General features: G+C 70.7%; 14 protein-coding genes and 1 pseudogene. 10 read left to right on the top strand and 5 right to left on the bottom strand.

Going from position 1 to position 16163, the window contains the following annotated elements; translation table 11 throughout:
• Positions 1 to 99: 99 nt before the first annotated feature.
• Positions 100 to 1218, bottom strand: a complete 1119-nt coding sequence (locus tag HNR07_RS22425; protein WP_017567510.1) for a DNA cytosine methyltransferase — start codon at positions 1216 to 1218, stop codon at positions 100 to 102.
• On the bottom strand, positions 1215 to 2096 hold the full coding sequence (locus HNR07_RS22420; protein WP_017567511.1) for a hypothetical protein: 882 nt from the start codon (positions 2094 to 2096) through the stop codon (positions 1215 to 1217). Before HNR07_RS22420 ends, HNR07_RS22425 begins: the two co-directional genes overlap by 4 nt.
• A 186-nt stretch (positions 2097 to 2282) precedes the next feature.
• Between HNR07_RS22420 and HNR07_RS22415 the strand changes: the two genes are divergently transcribed.
• From HNR07_RS22415 to ltrA, 10 genes and pseudogenes are all read left to right on the top strand, one after another.
• Positions 2283 to 3005 carry a hypothetical protein gene (locus HNR07_RS22415; protein WP_184366659.1) on the top strand — a complete coding sequence of 241 codons (723 nt, stop codon included), beginning with the start codon at positions 2283 to 2285 and terminating at the stop codon, positions 3003 to 3005.
• Positions 3006 to 3158: 153 nt separating this feature from the next.
• Complete coding sequence (locus HNR07_RS22410; protein ID WP_184366658.1) at positions 3159 to 3518, top strand: pilin; 360 nt, start codon at positions 3159 to 3161, stop codon at positions 3516 to 3518.
• Positions 3515 to 4942 carry a hypothetical protein gene (locus HNR07_RS22405; RefSeq protein ID WP_026115253.1) on the top strand — a complete coding sequence of 476 codons (1428 nt, stop codon included), beginning with the start codon at positions 3515 to 3517 and terminating at the stop codon, positions 4940 to 4942. The genes HNR07_RS22410 and HNR07_RS22405 overlap by 4 nt, the downstream gene beginning before the upstream one ends.
• Positions 4942 to 5871: a PrgI family protein gene (locus HNR07_RS22400; RefSeq protein ID WP_017567514.1), complete on the top strand. Its 930-nt coding sequence runs from the start codon at positions 4942 to 4944 to the stop codon at positions 5869 to 5871. The genes HNR07_RS22405 and HNR07_RS22400 overlap by 1 nt, the downstream gene beginning before the upstream one ends.
• The gene (locus tag HNR07_RS22395) at positions 5871 to 7679 is read left to right on the top strand and encodes a VirB4 family type IV secretion system protein (protein ID WP_184366657.1); all 1809 of its coding nucleotides are present in this window, start codon (positions 5871 to 5873) and stop codon (positions 7677 to 7679) included. The genes HNR07_RS22400 and HNR07_RS22395 overlap by 1 nt, the downstream gene beginning before the upstream one ends.
• A complete protein-coding gene (locus HNR07_RS22390) occupies positions 7676 to 9982 on the top strand; it encodes a type IV secretory system conjugative DNA transfer family protein (RefSeq protein WP_184366656.1) in 2307 nt (768 codons plus the stop codon). The genes HNR07_RS22395 and HNR07_RS22390 overlap by 4 nt, the downstream gene beginning before the upstream one ends.
• 133 nt (positions 9983 to 10115) lie before the next feature.
• A pseudogene (locus tag HNR07_RS36170) lies at positions 10116 to 10430 on the top strand (replication-relaxation family protein); the annotation flags it as partial.
• Between the two features lie 79 nt (positions 10431 to 10509).
• Complete coding sequence (locus HNR07_RS36165) at positions 10510 to 10890, top strand: replication-relaxation family protein (RefSeq protein WP_376769937.1); 381 nt, start codon at positions 10510 to 10512, stop codon at positions 10888 to 10890.
• Positions 10883 to 11968 (top strand): C40 family peptidase, encoded by a 1086-nt coding sequence (locus HNR07_RS22380; RefSeq protein WP_017567518.1) that lies wholly within the window; start codon positions 10883 to 10885, stop codon positions 11966 to 11968. Before HNR07_RS36165 ends, HNR07_RS22380 begins: the two co-directional genes overlap by 8 nt.
• An 851-nt stretch (positions 11969 to 12819) precedes the next feature.
• A complete protein-coding gene (gene ltrA, locus HNR07_RS22375; protein ID WP_184361336.1) occupies positions 12820 to 14067 on the top strand; it encodes a group II intron reverse transcriptase/maturase in 1248 nt (415 codons plus the stop codon).
• A gap of 123 nt (positions 14068 to 14190) precedes the next feature.
• Here ltrA and HNR07_RS22370 read toward each other — a convergent pair whose 3' ends face one another.
• The 3 genes from HNR07_RS22370 to HNR07_RS22360 are packed head-to-tail and all read right to left on the bottom strand — an operon-like array spanning position 14191 to position 16129.
• Positions 14191 to 14742, bottom strand: a complete 552-nt coding sequence (locus tag HNR07_RS22370) for a hypothetical protein (RefSeq protein ID WP_017567520.1) — start codon at positions 14740 to 14742, stop codon at positions 14191 to 14193.
• On the bottom strand, positions 14739 to 15266 hold the full coding sequence (locus tag HNR07_RS22365; protein ID WP_017567521.1) for a hypothetical protein: 528 nt from the start codon (positions 15264 to 15266) through the stop codon (positions 14739 to 14741). The genes HNR07_RS22370 and HNR07_RS22365 overlap by 4 nt, the downstream gene beginning before the upstream one ends.
• The gene (locus tag HNR07_RS22360) at positions 15266 to 16129 is read right to left on the bottom strand and encodes an N-6 DNA methylase (RefSeq protein WP_017567522.1); all 864 of its coding nucleotides are present in this window, start codon (positions 16127 to 16129) and stop codon (positions 15266 to 15268) included. The genes HNR07_RS22365 and HNR07_RS22360 overlap by 1 nt, the downstream gene beginning before the upstream one ends.
• Positions 16130 to 16163 lie beyond the last annotated feature (34 nt).

Raw genomic sequence — 16163 nt, 5'->3', positions numbered from 1 at the left:
CACCGGCAACCTTCTTCGTTGCCGCGGCAAAGGGGGAATATTTCCGGCATGCCGATTGATGAGGAGAAGCATCTGTCCGTTGCCGCACCAGAAGCGATTTCATCCACTTCCTCCGAAATCGGCATTGGTCTCGGCAATGAGGTGCCGCATGGCAACGGCCGCCTGCTGCGGCACCACGCCGTTACCGAGGATGTGGAGCTGGGCGGTGCGCGGCAATCCGAGGTCGGGGTCGGTGACCCACCCGGCGGGGAGGCCCATCATCCACTCGACCAGGGCGGCACTGAGCCGAGGTTGCCCGCGGGTGCCGCGTTCGGTGGGCGGCGGTGCCGTCCTGCCGAGCACTTCCTCCCACCGGTGGATCGCCGGTGCGTACTCGCCCCATGCGTACGCGAAAGGCGGAGTCAGCCCTGGGGATCGGTGCGGTGAGTGGCGAGAGCTGCGGAGGGCAGTGTGGGGTGCCCTGACGAACTCCGTTGCCGGGGGCTGCCCTTGGTGGCGTCGCTGGCCAGCGGGGTGGGCAGGAGCCTGTCGGTGAGTCTGGTGTGCGCAGTGCGGGTGCGTACGCACGCGGGGGTGTGCGGCGGGTGGCAGAGCACATCGCCCACCCGCACCTGCCGCCCCCGCCGCTTGCGGGTGTGCGGGTCGGCGGGCCCCCGGTGCCCGTCGCTGGCGCACGGGGTGGGCAGCAAGGAACAGCCGCTCACGCCGGTGGCACGCACCGAGGTCGCTGGCGCGTACGCAACACCATCGCGCGTCGTACCCCGTGCGGGCCAGGTCCGCGAGAACCCGGTCGAGCCCTCGGCCTTTCCAGCGGAGCGCGGCCACGTTCTCCAGCACGAGGAGGTTCGGTCGTAGATGGCGAACGGCGTCCATGACGAACGTCCAGACACTGGAACGGGTCCCTTTCTCGATGCCGGCTCCGCGTCCTGCGGCGCTGATGTCCTGGCAGGGGAATCCTGCGTTGAGCACGTTGGGGCGCTCCACATCGCTCCAGCGCACCGACGAGAGGTCGCCGAGGTTGCGTACGCCGGGGAACCGGTGCGTGAGCAGTCGGGTGACGTGGGGGTCGTTGTCGGCGACCCAGGCCAGGCGGGCATTGCCGCCCAGTGCCGCGGCAACGCCCATGTCGAGCTCGGCGTAGCCGGTGCACAACGAACCGATCGTGAGCGGTTCGGTGAGAGCAGCGGTGGTGGTGTGCGGCAACGATCCCGGGGTCACTGGGTTTCGCTCCCTTCTGCCGCTGCCGCTGCCGGGGCGGCATCGGCTCGGCACGACCACGGCGAGCACCCTTCGGGTTCGGGGCCCGAGGGGGCGGTCAGGTCGACCTGGTCCAAGGGTTTGCGGGAGACGTGCAGGTAGTAGGTGCCGTGCAGCGGCATGCCGCTGCGGGTGGCGGCGGGGTGGCCGTGCCGGATGGCGGCATCGAACGCCACGGCGTCCTCGAACGCCGCCGGTTCTGTTGCCGCCATCTCGGCCCAGGAGGCGGTGGAGCGGTAGGGGCATCCGATGCAGGCGGAGCGGGGGGTGTCGCCGAGGCCATGGGCGGTGAGGTGTGAGCGGCAGTCCCGGCGGGTCCACCCCAGATCCAGCAGCGGGAACTCGTTGCGGAGGTTCTTCACGTCGGCGTCTTTGGCGCGGTGGACCTCATCGAGGCTGATGCCGATGGCCTGGGTGGCGTAGACCCCCGTGGGGACGCGGGCCGGGTGCGGGTAGCCCAGCAGGCGGCGGGCCTCCTTCTTCAAGGGTTTGATCTTGTATTCGCTGGTGCACTGCCTGCGGGCCATCCCGCGCTGGCCCTGGGGGCCCAGGACGAACAGGGGCATTGATGCGAACCGGTGCCGTTCGTCCAGGGCGTCGCGACGGATGTTGCCGGTGCTCACCCGCAGCAGCGAGATGCCGGCGTCGGCGGCGATGTGTTCCAAGCGCTCCAGGTGCCGGTAGACACGCGCGGGTTCCCATCCGGTGTCGGCGAACAGGGCGTAGTCGAAGCGCGGGATGGCGCCCTGGGCGGCGAGCAGGAGCAGGGTGCTGGACTGCACCCCGGCGCCCAGGGAGAGCAGCCTCAAGGTCGGCGGCGGGTCGTGGGGGTCGCGCATCAGGGGTGTCGGCGTGTGGTCGGTGCCTCACCCTCTTTTTGCGAACCGGGGGCGGGATCGGGCGCGGGGGGTGCGTACTCACCGGGTCCGCACGACGCGCACCGCGGGCGGAGTGCTCATTTTGTGCTGATGGGGCGTGTGGTCATGGGTGGCGGTGACCGTGACGACACGAAAGGGACCCCGTCCATGCGCCCCTCTGTTTCCGCCCCCGTCTTTCCGCTGGCACGTGTCCGCCGAGCCTTCACCGCCCTGGTCGGACCGCCCGACCCGTGGCGGGTGGAGTTCGCCACCCCGGAGGGTCCTCGGGAGGTGGATCTGCTGCGGGTGGCGGCCCTGGTGCCGCACCTGCCCCGGGAGATCTCGGATGCGCTGTGGCGGGAGGTGATCGACCGCGCGCGTGGCAAGGGAGATGACTGGGCCGTGGTCGCCGTCGGGTTGGGGTTCAAACCGCTGAGGTCGGTGGTCGACCGGCTCTCGCGCAGGCGCCGGTTCGGTGCCCGCCGTGAAGAGTTGGAGGCCGAGGTGATCGCGGCGTGGATCCAGGAGGTGGACCGGGTCGATGTGGCGCAGCCGGGTGTGCTGGGTCGCCTGTGGGCGGGTGCCTACCGGGCGGGGCAGCGGTGGCGGTACGCCGCCGACCGTGATCTGGCCCAGCTCACCGGCCTGCCGTCCGATGCCGAGGCCCCGTTGGTGGGCCATCCGGAGGAAGCGCTGATCCGCGCCGTGCAGTTGGGTGTGATCACGGGGACGGATGCCTGGCTGGTTGGTGCGACCCGGTTGGAGCGGCATTCCCTGAAGACCGCGGCGGCGCACCTCGGCATGCCCTACCCCACGGCGAAGCGGAGGCGGCAACGCGCCGAGGCCGGGTTGACCGTGTGGCTGCGCGAGGAGATCCGCACCGGCGGGTGATCCCGAACGCGGGCGTAGGGCGCAACCAGTAGATGACAGCGGCCCTATGCGTTGTCCGGGCGGCGGGGTGGTCGGTTCGCCTCACCCTCACCGATCCACCTGTGGAAAGGAGAAGGCCCCGCCGCCCGCCACCCCTTTTTGGGAGGTGCTCTGGTGCCGACACGTCCTCGAACCCCCGCCCGTGCGCTGGCCCGTGCAGCGGCCACGCCCCTGCTCGCCGCCGCTCTGCTCATCGCCCTGGCGTCGGCGGGGTGGGCGCAGGAGACCGACCCCGGTGTCACCGATCTGGACACCGTCATCACCAACATCCGCAACTGGATCGTCGGCCTTCTGGTGGCGTTCGCGACCCTGCTGCTCACCGTCGGCGGGTTGCGTTACCTGCTGGCCGGCGGCGACCCCGGCGAGGTCAACAAGGCCAAGGACACCCTGAAGTACAGCGCGCTGGGCTACTTGGTCGCGGTCCTGGCCCCGATCCTGGTGGAGATCCTGCGGGGATTCGTGGGGCTGTCGTGACCCCGCTCCGGGCCGGTGTGCCCGTCCTCGTGGTCCTGGTGGTGCTGGCGAGCACTGCCGTCCCGGCGCACGCCGCCGTGGTGCCGGTGGAGGTGGCGCCCCCTTCTGATCCTCCGCCCACCGATCCCGAGGAGTGCGGGCTGGTCGACTACTCCTGCCGGATCACCGTCGGGGTGTACCTGTGGGTGGTCGGGCTGATCGCCGACCTGATCAACACCGCCCTGACCCTGGCGGTGCTGCCCGCCCTGTTCACTCCCCCGCCCACCGACGGGATCCGGCAGGCGTGGGAGACCTCCCAGACGGTGGCGAACGCGCTGTACGTGCTCGCGGTGGTCGCCGCCGGGGTGCTGGTGATGAGCTACCAGACCGTCCAGACCTCCACCGCCCTGAAAGAGATCCTTCCCCGCCTGGTGTTGGGGTTCGTCGGCGCCAACGCCTCCTACCTGCTCACCGACCTGATGCGGGAGCTGGGCAACGGCATCTCGGTGAACATGATGGACGGGGCCGCGACCGTGGAGAACCTCTCGTCCAGTGTGGGACGGATCCTGGGCGACCCCGTCGGCGAGCTGCTGACCATCGTGCTGCTGATGCTCGTCGCGTCGCTGTTGTGGTTCTTCTTCGTGCTCGCGCTGCTGCTGCGGATCCTGCTGTGGTGGCTGCTGACCGCGGTGGCCCCGCTCGCGCTGGCCTGCCACGCCCTGCCCCAGACCGACGGTCTCGCCCGCATGTGGTGGCGGTCCATGGCCGCGCTGCTGGCGATCCAGGTCGGCCAGGCGCTGGTGCTGCGGATCATGGTCACCGTGTTCCTGGGGCGCGAGAGCGCCCTGGGCGACCTGGCCCAAGCGGTCGGGAACATCCTCGATGTCCTGCTGCTCATCGTGTGCCTGTACGTCCTGGTACGCATCCCGTTCTGGGCGTTCAAGCAGGTGTTCAACCTGCAATCCTCCCCCGTGGTCCGCGCGGTCAAGACCGTGGCCGCCCTGCTGATCTTCCGCAACATCGGCAAGGCCCTCGCCACGGCACGGGCGGCGAAGGCCACCCGGGCCGCCTCGGCCTCGGGGCGTGCGGCGACCGTCCCCGCGCCCCCGGCACCAGCCCCGCGACGTGCCCGGGTGTGGGTGCAGCCGGAGCTACCGAACTTCGACGGCAACCTCCCCTACCGACAAGATCCGCTACCGGGGATTGACCGGCAGATCGACCGCCGCGCTCAGGCCCGTTTACGGGAGCGGCGCCGCTACTTCCAGCCCCCGCTGTCCCCGCCCCGACCCACGCACTGGCGGCAGGACGCGTTGCCGCAGTGGCGTGAGCCGGTGCCGCGGCAAGAGCCGCTGCCGCAGGCCCGCCGCCTGCCGCCGCCCCGCAGGCGCCCGGTCCAGCCTGCCCTGTTCGATCCCCCGTCCCCGAACCGCCCGAGGAGGTCGTAATGGCGCGTGTGCGCATGCCCGCCGACATAGAACGCGAAGACAAGATCCTGGCCGGGCTCACCGCCCGACAGCTGGTCATCATCGGCGCCCCGGGCATCCTGCTGTGGGCCCTCTACCAGGGCCTCGGCCATCTGGTGCATCCGCTGGCGATCGCCGTGGCCGCCGTCCCGGTGATGGGCGCGGCGACCGCCGCCGCTCTGGTGCAAAGGGACGGGCTGAGCCTGGACCGGCTGCTGCTCGCCGCAGTGCGCTTCGCCCGTTCCCCTAAACGCCGGGCCAGCGGCATCGCAGGGGCGTTGCCTGTGCCGTCGTGGGTTCGTGCCGACACGCCGCGGCTCCCGTCCCCGTGGGATCTGCCGGTCCACGCGATCGGTGATGACGGTGTGGTGGACCTGGGCGAACATGGCTGCGCCGCCGTGGTGGCCTGCACGACGGTGAGTTTCTCCCTGCGCACCCCCGCCGAGCAGGCCGGGCTCGTGTCCGGGTTCGCCTCCTTCCTCAACTCCCTCACCGCCCCGGTGCAGATCGTGATCCGCGCCGAGTCCATTCGCCTGGACCCTTTGGTGGACTCGCTTGATCAGGCGGCGCCGGGGTTGCCGCATCCGGCGCTGGAGGCTGCCGCGCGGGACCACGCCGACCACTTGGCCGCGCTCGCCCGTTCGCAGTCCCTGCTGCGGCGGCAGGTGCTGGTGGTGGTGCGCGATGCCGGTGACATCTCTCGGGCGGCGGCGACCGTGCGGCGGCGTGCCGAGGACGCGGTGCGGGTGCTGGCCGCCGCCGGGACCCTGGCACGTCTGCTCACCGGACCGGAGGTGCACGCGGTGTTGGTCTCGGCCGCCGACCCCGCTGGCCGCCACGGCCCGCCCGAAGCGCTGGCGCCTACGGATGCGGTGATCACCGGACCCACAGGAGGAGGTGAAGAGGGCTGATGTTCGCGTGGAAGAAGAAGGATGAGAGCACTGCCGCCACCCGCTCAAAGCGCGGCCCTGGCCCGGTGGACGCCGAAGTCGAGGTCGGAGTACGCCATATCCGTGTCGGTTCCGGGGTCAGCGCGGCATGGGCGGTGACCGGGTACCCGGCCGAAGTCGGCGAGGCATGGCTGGAGCCGCTGCTCACCTACCCGGGACGGCTGGACGTGTCGCTGCACATCGAACCGATCCCCGCCCAGACCGCCGCCGACCGGCTGCGCCGACAGATGTCCCGCCTGGAGGCCTCCTCCCGAACCATGGCGGAGAAGGGCAAGCTGGAGGATTTCGAGGCGGAGGTCGCCGCCGAGGACGCCCGGGAGATGGCCGCTTCCCTGGCCAGGGGCGAAGGAAAGCTCTTCCGGGTCGGGCTCTACCTGGTGGTGCACGCCCGTACCGAGGAGGAGCTGGCCGAGGAGACCGACCACATCAGGACTTTGTGTTCCTCGATGCTGGTGGACCTTCGCCCCGCTTCCTACCGCCAGCTCCAGGGCTGGGTGTCCTCGCTGCCGGTGGGGGTGGATCTGCTGGAGCAGCGGCGTGCCATGGACACCCCCGCCCTGGCCGCCGCCTACCCGTTCGCGTCCCCGGATCTGGCGGTGCAGACCAGCGAGCGGGCGATCCTCTACGGCCTCAACGCCTCCTCCTCAGGGGTGGTGGTGTGGGACCGGTGGAGCCAGGACAACTACAACTCGGTCGTCCTGGCCCGTAGCGGTGCGGGCAAGTCCTACTTCTGCAAGGTGGACCTGCTGCGGTCCCTGTATGCGGGGGTCACCGCCGCCGTCATCGACCCGGAGGACGAGTACACCCGCCTCACGAAGGCCGTGGGCGGTACCGTCATCCGTCTCGGCTCACCGGGTGTCCATCTCAACCCGCTCGACCTCGCCGTGGACAGCGGTGCACGGCGCGATGCCGTCAGCAGGCGGGCGCTGTTCCTGCACACCCTGCTCGGGGTGATGCTCGGCGGGGCCCTGCCCGCACGGCAGAGGGCGGCGCTGGATCGGGCGGTGGTGGCCACCTACCGGGCCGCCGGGATCACCGCCGATGAGACCACTTGGTCCCGTCCCGCGCCGCTGCTGAAGGACCTGGCAGCCACCCTGGCCGAGGTCCCCGACGAGCACGCCCAGGATCTGGCTGTTCAGCTCGCGCCGTTCGTCACCGGGTCCTATGCGGAGCTGTTCAGCGCGCCGACCACCCGCCGCCCGGAGGGACACCTGGTGTCGTGGAGCCTGCGCCGGCTTCCCGACGAGCTGAAAGCTGTGGGCACCGTGCTGGCGCTGGATTCGATCTGGCGGACCGTGGCCGAGGCCACCCCCACCCACCCGCGGCTGATCCTGGTGGACGAGGCCTGGACCCTCATGCAGGAGCCCGAAGGGGCGAGGTTCCTCTTCCGGCTGGCCAAGGCCGCTCGGAAAAGGTGGGCCGGGTTGACCGTCGCCACTCAGGACGCCGCCGATGTGCTCGGCAGCGACCTGGGGCAGGCGATCATCGCCAACGCCGGCACCCAGATTCTGATGCGGCAGGCTCCCCAGGCCATCGACCGGGTCGCCGAAGCGTTCTCCCTGTCCGACGGGGAGAAGCAGTACCTGCTCACCGCCTCCCCCGGGGATGCGCTGCTGTGCAGCGGTTCGGATCTGCGGGTGGCCTACCGGGTGGTGGCCAGCGACACCGAACACGCCCTGGTCACCACCAACCCCGCCGAACTCTCCGCCGAGCACACGCCCGCGCCCACGGGCCCGGGCTTGGAGGAGGACGAGGAGGAGTGGCTGTGAGCGTGCTCTCCGACCTGGACGGGGTGCTCGGTGTGTTCACCACCCTGGCCGGGATCGTCGGCGCCGCGGTGCTGCCCTGGTGGTGGGTGCCGGTGGTGTGGGCGGGCCTGATCGCCAGCAAGCGGTGTCTGGTGTGGGTGCGCCACCGCCACTGGGCGCACGGGGCGCAGGTGGTGGAGATCCTGCCCCCGCCGACTGCGGAGATCCACCACGCAGAAGCGTTCTGGACGCAGATGCTCGGCCTGCTGCGCCCCGCCTGGAAACGGGCGCTGTTCGGGCAGCCACAGGTGGCGTGGGAGTACGTCATCGACCAGGCCGGGCTGCGCATCCGGGTGTGGGTGCCCGGCGGTCTGCCGCCCCGGATGGTGAGCCGGGCGGTGGAGGCCACCTGGCCCGGCGCGTCGACCACCACCTCCCCCGCCGATGCCGCGTCCTTCACGGGTGTGGGGCGGGGTGGGATGCTGCGGCTGGCCCGCCCCGACCACTACCCCCTGGCCACCTCCCACGAAGAGGATCCTCTGCGGGGGCTGATCGGCGCCGCGGCCTCCCCCGCCGAGGGGGAGACGATCCTGGTGCAGGTCATCGCCCGCCCGGTCACCGGGGTGCGCCTGCATCGGGCCAATCAGGCGGCCGCAAACCTGCGGTCCTCCCACAGCGTGACCTCGCGGGTGTTCGACACCCTCACCCCCGGTGGCGGACGCGGCGCGGCCGGGTGGGCGGCGCTGCGCCCGGAGGTGTCCGGGGAGATCCGCGCCATTTTGGCCAAGAGCGTGCGCCCTCGCCTGGAAACGGTGGTCCGCCACCTGGTCACCACCCCGGGCAGCAGTCCGAGCGAACATCAGCGGCGCAGGGGCCGCATCCACGCGATCACCGGGGCGTTCAGTGCGTTCAGCGCCTACAACCACTACCGGCGCCGCCGCACCCCCCTGGTGGCCGACCGCCTCGCCGAACTCAGGTTCCTGCGCCGCGGGGACCTGCTCTCGGTCGCCGAGCTGGCCGCCGTGGCACACCTGCCGCTGGACGAGGCCGTTCCGGGGCTGGAGCGCGCACCCGCCAAACCGGTTCCCCCACCGCCCGGTTTGGCGGGCGATGACCCCGATGCGCGGGTGCTGGGCACCTCCGATGCCGGACCCGGCCGGGTGATCGGCCAGCGCGCCGCCGACGCCCGCCACCACACCCACATCATCGGCGGCACCGGTACCGGTAAGACCTCGCTGCTGCTGAACATGGCCCTGGACGACATCGCCAAGGGGCGCGGGGTGGTGTTCATCGAACCCAAGGGCGAGTCCACCCTGCTGCTGTCGCGGATGCCCGAGGAGGCGATCGAGCGGGTCGTGCTCATCGACCCCGACGACAACGCTCCCCCACCGGCGTTGAACCCGCTCGCCGTCAACGACCAGGGGCGCAGTGCGGACACCATCACGGGGATCTTCAAGCGGATCTTCGCCGACTCCTGGGGGCCAAGGACCGAGGACATCCTGCGCTCGGCCTGCCTGACCCTGGCCGGGACCCCCGACGCCGGGCTCGCCAACATCCCCCGCCTGCTGGAGAACGCCTCGTTCCGGGCACGTACCGTCGCCCAGGTCACCGACCCGGTCCTCCAGGGTTTCTGGCAGTGGTTCGATGAGCAGTCCGGTCCGGCCCGGTCGCACGCCATCGCCCCCCTGATGAACAAACTCCGCTCGGTGTTGCTGCGGGGGTTCGCGCGGGATCTGCTGGCGGCCACCGACCGCGGCTTGGACCTGCGCGCCCACCTGGACAACAGCGGGGTGGTCATCGCCCGCCTGCCCAAAGGCGTCCTGGGCGAGGACACCTCCTCGCTGCTGGGGTCGCTGCTGCTCTCGCAGGTGTGGAACGCGGTCCTGGCCAGGGCCCGGCAGGCCGAATCCGACCGCGCCGACCTGGCGATCTACCTGGACGAATGCCAGAACTTCCTGACCCTGCCCTACGGGATCGGGGACATGCTCGCCGAGGCGCGCGCTTATGGGGCCGGGATGGTGCTCGCTCACCAGGATCTGGCCCAGCTGCCCCGGGACCTGCGGGAGGCCATCTCTGCCAACGCCCGCAACAAGGTCTTCTTCGATGTCTCCCCCGAGGACGCCCGGGTGCTGGCCCGCCACGTGCGGCCCCATCTGGGCGAGCACGACCTGTCGCACCTGGCCGCGTTCCAGGCCGGGGCCCGGCTGGTCCACCACGGTGCCCTCACCCCCGCGTTCACCCTGCGCACCCGCCCCCTCCCGCCCCCGATCAAAGGGCGGGCCACCGCCGTGCGCAAAACAGCCCGCGTCCACGTCCACCAGTGAAAACCGTCCGAAGGAGCACGCTGTGCGCACCACCCGTCCCCGCCCCGACCACCGTCCGCTCCCCCGCCCCCGCTCCTCCCCCGACGTCCTGCGGCACCTCATCCGCAGGGTCACCCCGCGGGACGTGGAGATCATGCGCCTGGTCTGGGAGCACCGCACCTTCACCACCCACCAGCTCGCCGCGCTGTTCTTCGACTCCTACAGCACCGCCAAACAGCGCCTGGCGTCCCTGTACCGGCTGCGGGCACTGGACCGGTTCCGGCCCTGGACCCCCACCGGTTCCGCGCCCTGGCACTACGTGCTCGACGCCCCCGGCGCCGAACTCCTCGCCGCCCGCCAGGGGACCACGGTGCGGGAGCTGGGATACCGGCGCGACCGCGCTCTCGCGTTGGCCTACCGGGCCAGCCTCAACCACACCGTCGGCACCAATGACGTGTTCGTGGCCTTGGCCGCCCACACCCGCCGCCACACCACCCGGCTGCGGTGGCAGACCGCCGCCGAGTGCGAGGCCCGGTGGGGGGGACATCGTGCGCCCCGACGCCGCCGGAACCTGGACCGAGGACGGCCGCACCACCTCCTTCTACCTGGAGTACGACACTGGCGCCGAACCCCTGCGCCGTCTGGCCGAGAAGCTGGATGCGTACGCCGAGCTGCGGCGAGTGACCAGTCACCGCGGCGTGGTCCTTTTGTGGGTGCCCACCACCGCCAGGGAGCGGAACCTGCGCACCCGCATCCCCCGCGCGCCCGTGGCCGCCGCGACGGCGGTCCACGGGTCCCATCCCGCCGATGCCGTGTGGGCGCTGTTCAACGACCCCAGCGGGCAGCGATTCCGGCTCTCGGAGCTGACCCCCGGGGAGGCGGTGGTGCAGCCGCCCCTCCCGGGGTGGGAGGAGGACGGTGATGGGTAACCCGCTCGGCTGCGGGTGCGCGCTCATCGCTGTCCCACTCACGATCGGCCTGGCCGTGTCCCTGCTCGGCGCCCTGGTGGAGGACCCCCACCGAGGGGCCGCACCCGATCAGGTGGACGGCATCCATCCGGTACTGCTGGACGCCTATCTCGCAGGGGCCCGCGCTCTGGACGCCGAGTACCCGCAGTGCACCGGGATGCGCTGGCAGATCCTCGCCGGCATCGGCGCGGTCGAATCCGACCACGCGGCCGGGAGCACGATCTCCCCCACCGGGGACACCGACCCGCCCGTGGTCGGACCCGTCCTGGACGGCAGCGGTGTGGGCGGCAACCTCACCCCCCACTACGACACCGATGGCGGTGTGTGGGACGGGGATACCGTCTATGACGCCGCGGTCGGGGTGACCCAACACCTCCCGGCGAACTGGGACGACTACGGTGTCGACGGCAACGGCGACGGGCGAGCGGACCCGCACAACGTGTTCGACTCGGTGGCGGCGACGGCGGTGGAGCTGTGCGCCAGCCACCCCGACCAGCAGGTGGACTTCACCGACCGCGAGGACCTCGAAGACGCCCTGTTCCGCTACAACCACGCGGATTGGTATGTGGACGACGTCCTGGCCGAGATCGACGCCTACACCGCCGCCCACCCCGGCACCGGCATCGGCGGCGGTCCGGGCAGCGAGGCCGGACGCACCGCGGCTCAGTGGGCGCTGGACCAGGTCGGCAAACCGTATGTGTGGGGCGGGACGGGGCCGGACGGGTTCGACTGCTCCGGGCTGACCATGCGCGCGTGGGAGGCCGCCGGGGTGGCCATCCCGAGGGTGACCACCGACCAGTTCAACGCCGGAACCCGCGTACCCCTGGACCGGCTCCAGCCCGGGGACCTGCTGTTCTACGACACCCGCCCCTACGCCCCCGGGGACCCGCCCACCCACGTGACCATGTACGTCGGCGACGGCCAGATGGCCAACGCCCCCTCCAGCGGACAGACCGTCCGTGTGGAACCCGTGGACGGCCCGTTCTACACCCCCCGGTTCATGGGCGCCGTCCGCCCCTCATCCACGGGAGACCTGTGATGACGCTGCCCTCGAAGTTCTCCTGCTGGTTGCATGGTCCTGGAGGTGGGAGATCGACCTCCGCTCGCTGGTGTGGCTCGCCGCCCTGGTCTGGGGTTGCGTGAGCACGATCGCCCTGGCCCGGTTCCTGGGTCGCTACATCGCCTATCGGTGGGGGTGACCCGAGTACGCCATCGGGTTATTCTCGACGTAGCGGTTTTGGCTTTGCTTGGTCGCAGGTCACACCGCGAGGGCCGGGGGTCACCCCCGGCCCTTCTTCATGGTGTGCCCAGCATGGGCAGTTGCTTGGAGGTGGAAGTCCTCTAGAGGAAGCGGCAGTGCTAACTCTGAGCCGGAGGCAACGGCGTCACCGCGAGGTGGGGTCGGGAGGAAGCCCGAGGCGAAACCCTGCACTGAGGAACACGAACCGCATACAAGGCAGTCCGGTCGGGGTGAGCCAGCCATGGATGGCGAAGCCCGTCACTGCCAAGACGGCCGGGGTGTAGATGCGGCAGGCGTAGGGGGAAAGTAGCTGTTCTTACCTGGGGAGGTCTGTCCGGGTGTCGGTTGTGCTGAGTATGTCGCCGCGCCGACGGCCGCGACCGCAAGGGAGCGGCTGACCGGGCAGAAGTCAGCAGAGGTCGTAGTACCAGCCGGGATCGCTCGTGGGCTGGGAAGGGCCGAACGTCAAATGGGACAGAGGAACCGGTGCCGCTCGTGCTGGTCACACAGATCGCAGCCACCCCGCCGAAGGCGGGCCTGCGGTGGGAGGGGACGGTGCATTTCCGTTGAGTACCGCCGTAGAGCGTAGTGACCTGTCGGCGCGGCCTGGAGACGATGTCCACCACGGCCAGGGGGATCTGTGGCAGCGAATGCTGTCCAGCGCGAACCTGGCCGCGGCGCTCGAACGGGTCGAGACCAACCGGGGTGCCCCGGGTGTGGATGGAGTCACTACCGCTGATCTGCGGGGATGGCTGCGCGAGCACTGGGAGGGCGTTCGGGAAGAACTCGACGCGGGGAGATACCGGCCCTCGCCGGTCCGCCGGGTGATGATCCCCAAGCCCGGGGGCGGCGAGCGGATGCTGGGTGTTCCCACGGTGCTGGACCGTTTGATCCAGCAGGCCATCGCGCAGGTCCTCACCCCGATCTTCGACCCGGAGTTCTCCGGGTCTTCGTTCGGGTTCCGTCCCGGCCGGTCCGCCCATCAGGCGGTGCGGGTCGCGCGGCGGGCTATTGAGGACGGCCACCGATGGGTCGTGGACATCGACCTGGACCGGTTCTTCGACCGGGTCCAGCACGATGTGTTGATGGCCCGGGTGGCGCGCAGGGTTGACGACCGCAGGGTGCTGCGACTGATCCGGTCCTTTCTGGAAGCCGGGATCATGGCGGACGGGGTCAAGATGCCGAGCGCGCAGGGGACCCCGCAGGGGTCTCCGCTTTCGCCGGTCCTGTCCAACATCATGCTCGACGACCTGGATCGGGAGCTGTGGCGTCGCGGTCACCGGTTCGTGCGCTACGCCGATGACATCCGTGTCTTCACGCGTAGCAGGCGGGCCGCTCACAGGGTGCTCGACTCGATCACGGTCGTGGTCGAGCAGCGGTTGAAGCTGAAGGTGAACCGGGAGAAGTCGAAGGTGGTTCCGGCATCCGTCGCGACGTTGCTGGGGTTCGGTTTCTACTTCACCCGGGCCGGGGTGCGTATCCGGGTCGATCCCAAGGCGCTCAGGCGCTGGAAGGTGCGGATCCGGGAGCTGACCTCGCGCCGGTGGTCGGTTGCGATGGAGTATCGCATCGGCCGGTTGAACCGGTTCATCGTCGGGTGGATGGGTTACTTCCGGCTCGCGGACACCCCCAGGGTGTTCCAGGGGTTGGATGAATGGCTCCGCCGCAGGATGCGGCAGGTCCGTTGGAAGGAATGGAAGCGGGCCAGGACCCGCCGCCGGATGTTGCGCTCGCTCGGTATCTCGGATCGTGTGGCCCGGGACTGGGTGATCAGCAGCAAGGGGTACTGGCGGATCGGTGGCTCGGTCGTCCTTCAGCAGGCGCTGCCCAACTCCTACTGGGAGGGCTTTGGTCTGCGGATGCTCAAGCCGACCTGGCAGCGGTTGAGATCAGTTTGACGAACCGCCGGATGCGGGCCCGCATGTCCGGTGGTGTGGGGGGAGGGCCGGGCGACCCGGCCCTCCTACCCGATCGCACGATCCGGGCTGGGGAGGCTCCCCGGCCCCGTTCGGTCGTAGCGCTTAATGAACGCCCGGTTCGGGGCGGATCCGCACCCACCCCCGGGCCTGGCCCATCCACAGCTCGGCACGGAACACCCGAGGTGGAAGCTCCACCCGCAGGGCCGCCTCATAAGCGCTCCGGTAGTCGGGGAACACCCCGTCGGGCACGGTGAGCGGGAGCATCATCGGGCCGTCGTACATCTCGAACCCCAGCGGTGCGGCCCGGATGAGGTAGTGGCCCCTGCGGTGGGCGGCGGCAACGGCATCGGCTTGGTCGTGTTCGGTCTTGAGCAGGTCGTGGACGAACTCCGCCAACGGCTCGGTGTTCTCCTGGTCCCACGGCAGGCGGCATCCGGCGGTGAACTCGGCCATGGTCCGGCGCGCGGACGGATCCTCGGGCTCGAACACCGTGGCTCCTGAGCCGTCTTGCAGGAGGTATCCGAGCAGGGTGGGCCCGTCGTGGAGGCGGGCGCGCCAGGCGGGGCCGTCGACCAAGGTGGTGAGGTCCTCCACCTGGGTGATGCGCACACCGGCACGGGGGACGCCCATGCCGGTGTGCGGCAGGCCGATCATCCGCCCTCCCTGGTGGTGGGCCGGTCGTGGACGACCTCCCACATGGTGCCGGTCCACAGCTCCATCCGCACCGCCCCTTCGGGAAGCGGCTGCGTACGCAAAACCCGGGCCGCCGCCTCGAAGTCGGGGTAGGGAACGGCGAGGTCGACCAGCTCGGCGCTCTGCGGGAGCCGGTCACTGTTCAGGATCCGCACCAGGTAGCACCGCTTGGTGTGGGCCTCGCGCGCCGCCCGGGACCAGTCGTGTTCGGCAATGAGGTGGTCGAGCACGTCGGCGTCGCTCAACGCCGGGTCGGTGAAGATCTTCGTCTGCTCGATGAACGACCACACCATGAACGCGCCCCGGCGGTCGACGGCGACGAACCGGGTGTCCCCACCGGTGTTGACGGCGTAGCCGAGCAGGGTGCGGCCTTCGTGGACGGGGGCGATCTGGAGGGCATCGCAGCCCTGCCCGGTCTGGTGGACGGCCAGGACGTGCACGGTGGTGGTGGGGACGCGGATACCGGTGTGCGGCAAGGCGATCATCAGGTGTCCTTCTTTCGGGTGGGGTGGGTGAGGGTGTCCAGGGCGGCGAACAGGCGGCGGGCCTTACGGACCTCGCGGGCCAGGTGCAACGCCTCGTCGCGTTGGGCGTGGGCGCGGGTGATGACGTCGTCGGTGAGGGTGTCGCCGACGGTGAGCAGCACCCGCGGGCCGAGCCCCCACAACACGCTGTTGACGGCGGCGCAGGCGATCGCCAGCGGGTCGATGTCGGCGCCCACCCACAGCACGCGGGTCGGGTCGTGGCCGTGGTCGCGCAGGGCCTGTGCGGCGGCGCGCCACAGCCCGCCGGTGCCGATCGCGGGTTCGTGGACGCTCGGCACCGGACCGGGCTCGGCCAGGGTCAGGTGGGCGAGCAGGTCGGCGATGTGGGTGGGGGTGTAGAACGCCCCGTGTGCGGCCTTGGCGGTGCGGCTCTTCATGACGGTGAGCAGCACCCCGAACACGTCCACGTCGTAGCGGCGATCGGCCTCGCCGGTCAGGTCGAACAGCCCCGCGGTGAGGGCGGCCCGCACCGCCTCGTGGGCGCCCTGCTGGGCCTGTTCGGGAACGGGGGTGTCGCCGTGCCAGACGTTCATCAGCGGGAACACCGGTGTGGCGAGGTCGGGGCGGGCGTTGACGAACAACCGCCACTGCTCGGCCACGATCCCGAGCACGGTTTCCCGGTCGGCGCGGGTCAAGGCGCGGACCAGTATGAGGCGGTCGGGTGCGGGCACGGTGAGCAGGGACAGGGCGGCGACGGTTGAGAGGGGGATGTCCAGGTGGCCGGTGCCGTGGGCACGATGCCAGGCGGCATCGACAGCGTCGGCGATGCGGTGGGCCAGGACATTGGGGTCATGGGTGGCCATGGGAGGTGACCTCCGAAAAGACGGGGGCCGCCCC

Origin of the sequence: Nocardiopsis metallicus (genome assembly GCF_014201115.1) — a bacterium.
Lineage (GTDB): Bacteria > Actinomycetota > Actinomycetes > Streptosporangiales > Streptosporangiaceae > Nocardiopsis > Nocardiopsis metallicus.
Note: the sequence above shows the minus strand (reverse complement) of the source record. Positions and strands in the feature narration are given on the sequence as shown.

Excerpts from the sequence above, each read along its gene's own strand:
- HNR07_RS22420 (WP_017567511.1), bottom strand. The coding sequence starts at position 2,096 with ATGCGCGACCCCCACGACCCGCCGCCGACCTTGAGGCTGCTCTCCCTG.
- HNR07_RS22415 (WP_184366659.1), top strand. The coding sequence starts at position 2,283 with ATGCGCCCCTCTGTTTCCGCCCCCGTCTTTCCGCTGGCACGTGTCCGC.
- HNR07_RS22400 (WP_017567514.1), top strand. The coding sequence starts at position 4,942 with ATGGCGCGTGTGCGCATGCCCGCCGACATAGAACGCGAAGACAAGATC.
- HNR07_RS22395 (WP_184366657.1), top strand. The coding sequence starts at position 5,871 with ATGTTCGCGTGGAAGAAGAAGGATGAGAGCACTGCCGCCACCCGCTCA.
- HNR07_RS22380 (WP_017567518.1), top strand. The coding sequence starts at position 10,883 with ATGGGTAACCCGCTCGGCTGCGGGTGCGCGCTCATCGCTGTCCCACTC.
- ltrA (WP_184361336.1), top strand. The coding sequence starts at position 12,820 with ATGCTGTCCAGCGCGAACCTGGCCGCGGCGCTCGAACGGGTCGAGACC.
- HNR07_RS22370 (WP_017567520.1), bottom strand. The coding sequence starts at position 14,742 with ATGATCGGCCTGCCGCACACCGGCATGGGCGTCCCCCGTGCCGGTGTG.
- HNR07_RS22365 (WP_017567521.1), bottom strand. The coding sequence starts at position 15,266 with ATGATCGCCTTGCCGCACACCGGTATCCGCGTCCCCACCACCACCGTG.
- HNR07_RS22360 (WP_017567522.1), bottom strand. The coding sequence starts at position 16,129 with ATGGCCACCCATGACCCCAATGTCCTGGCCCACCGCATCGCCGACGCT.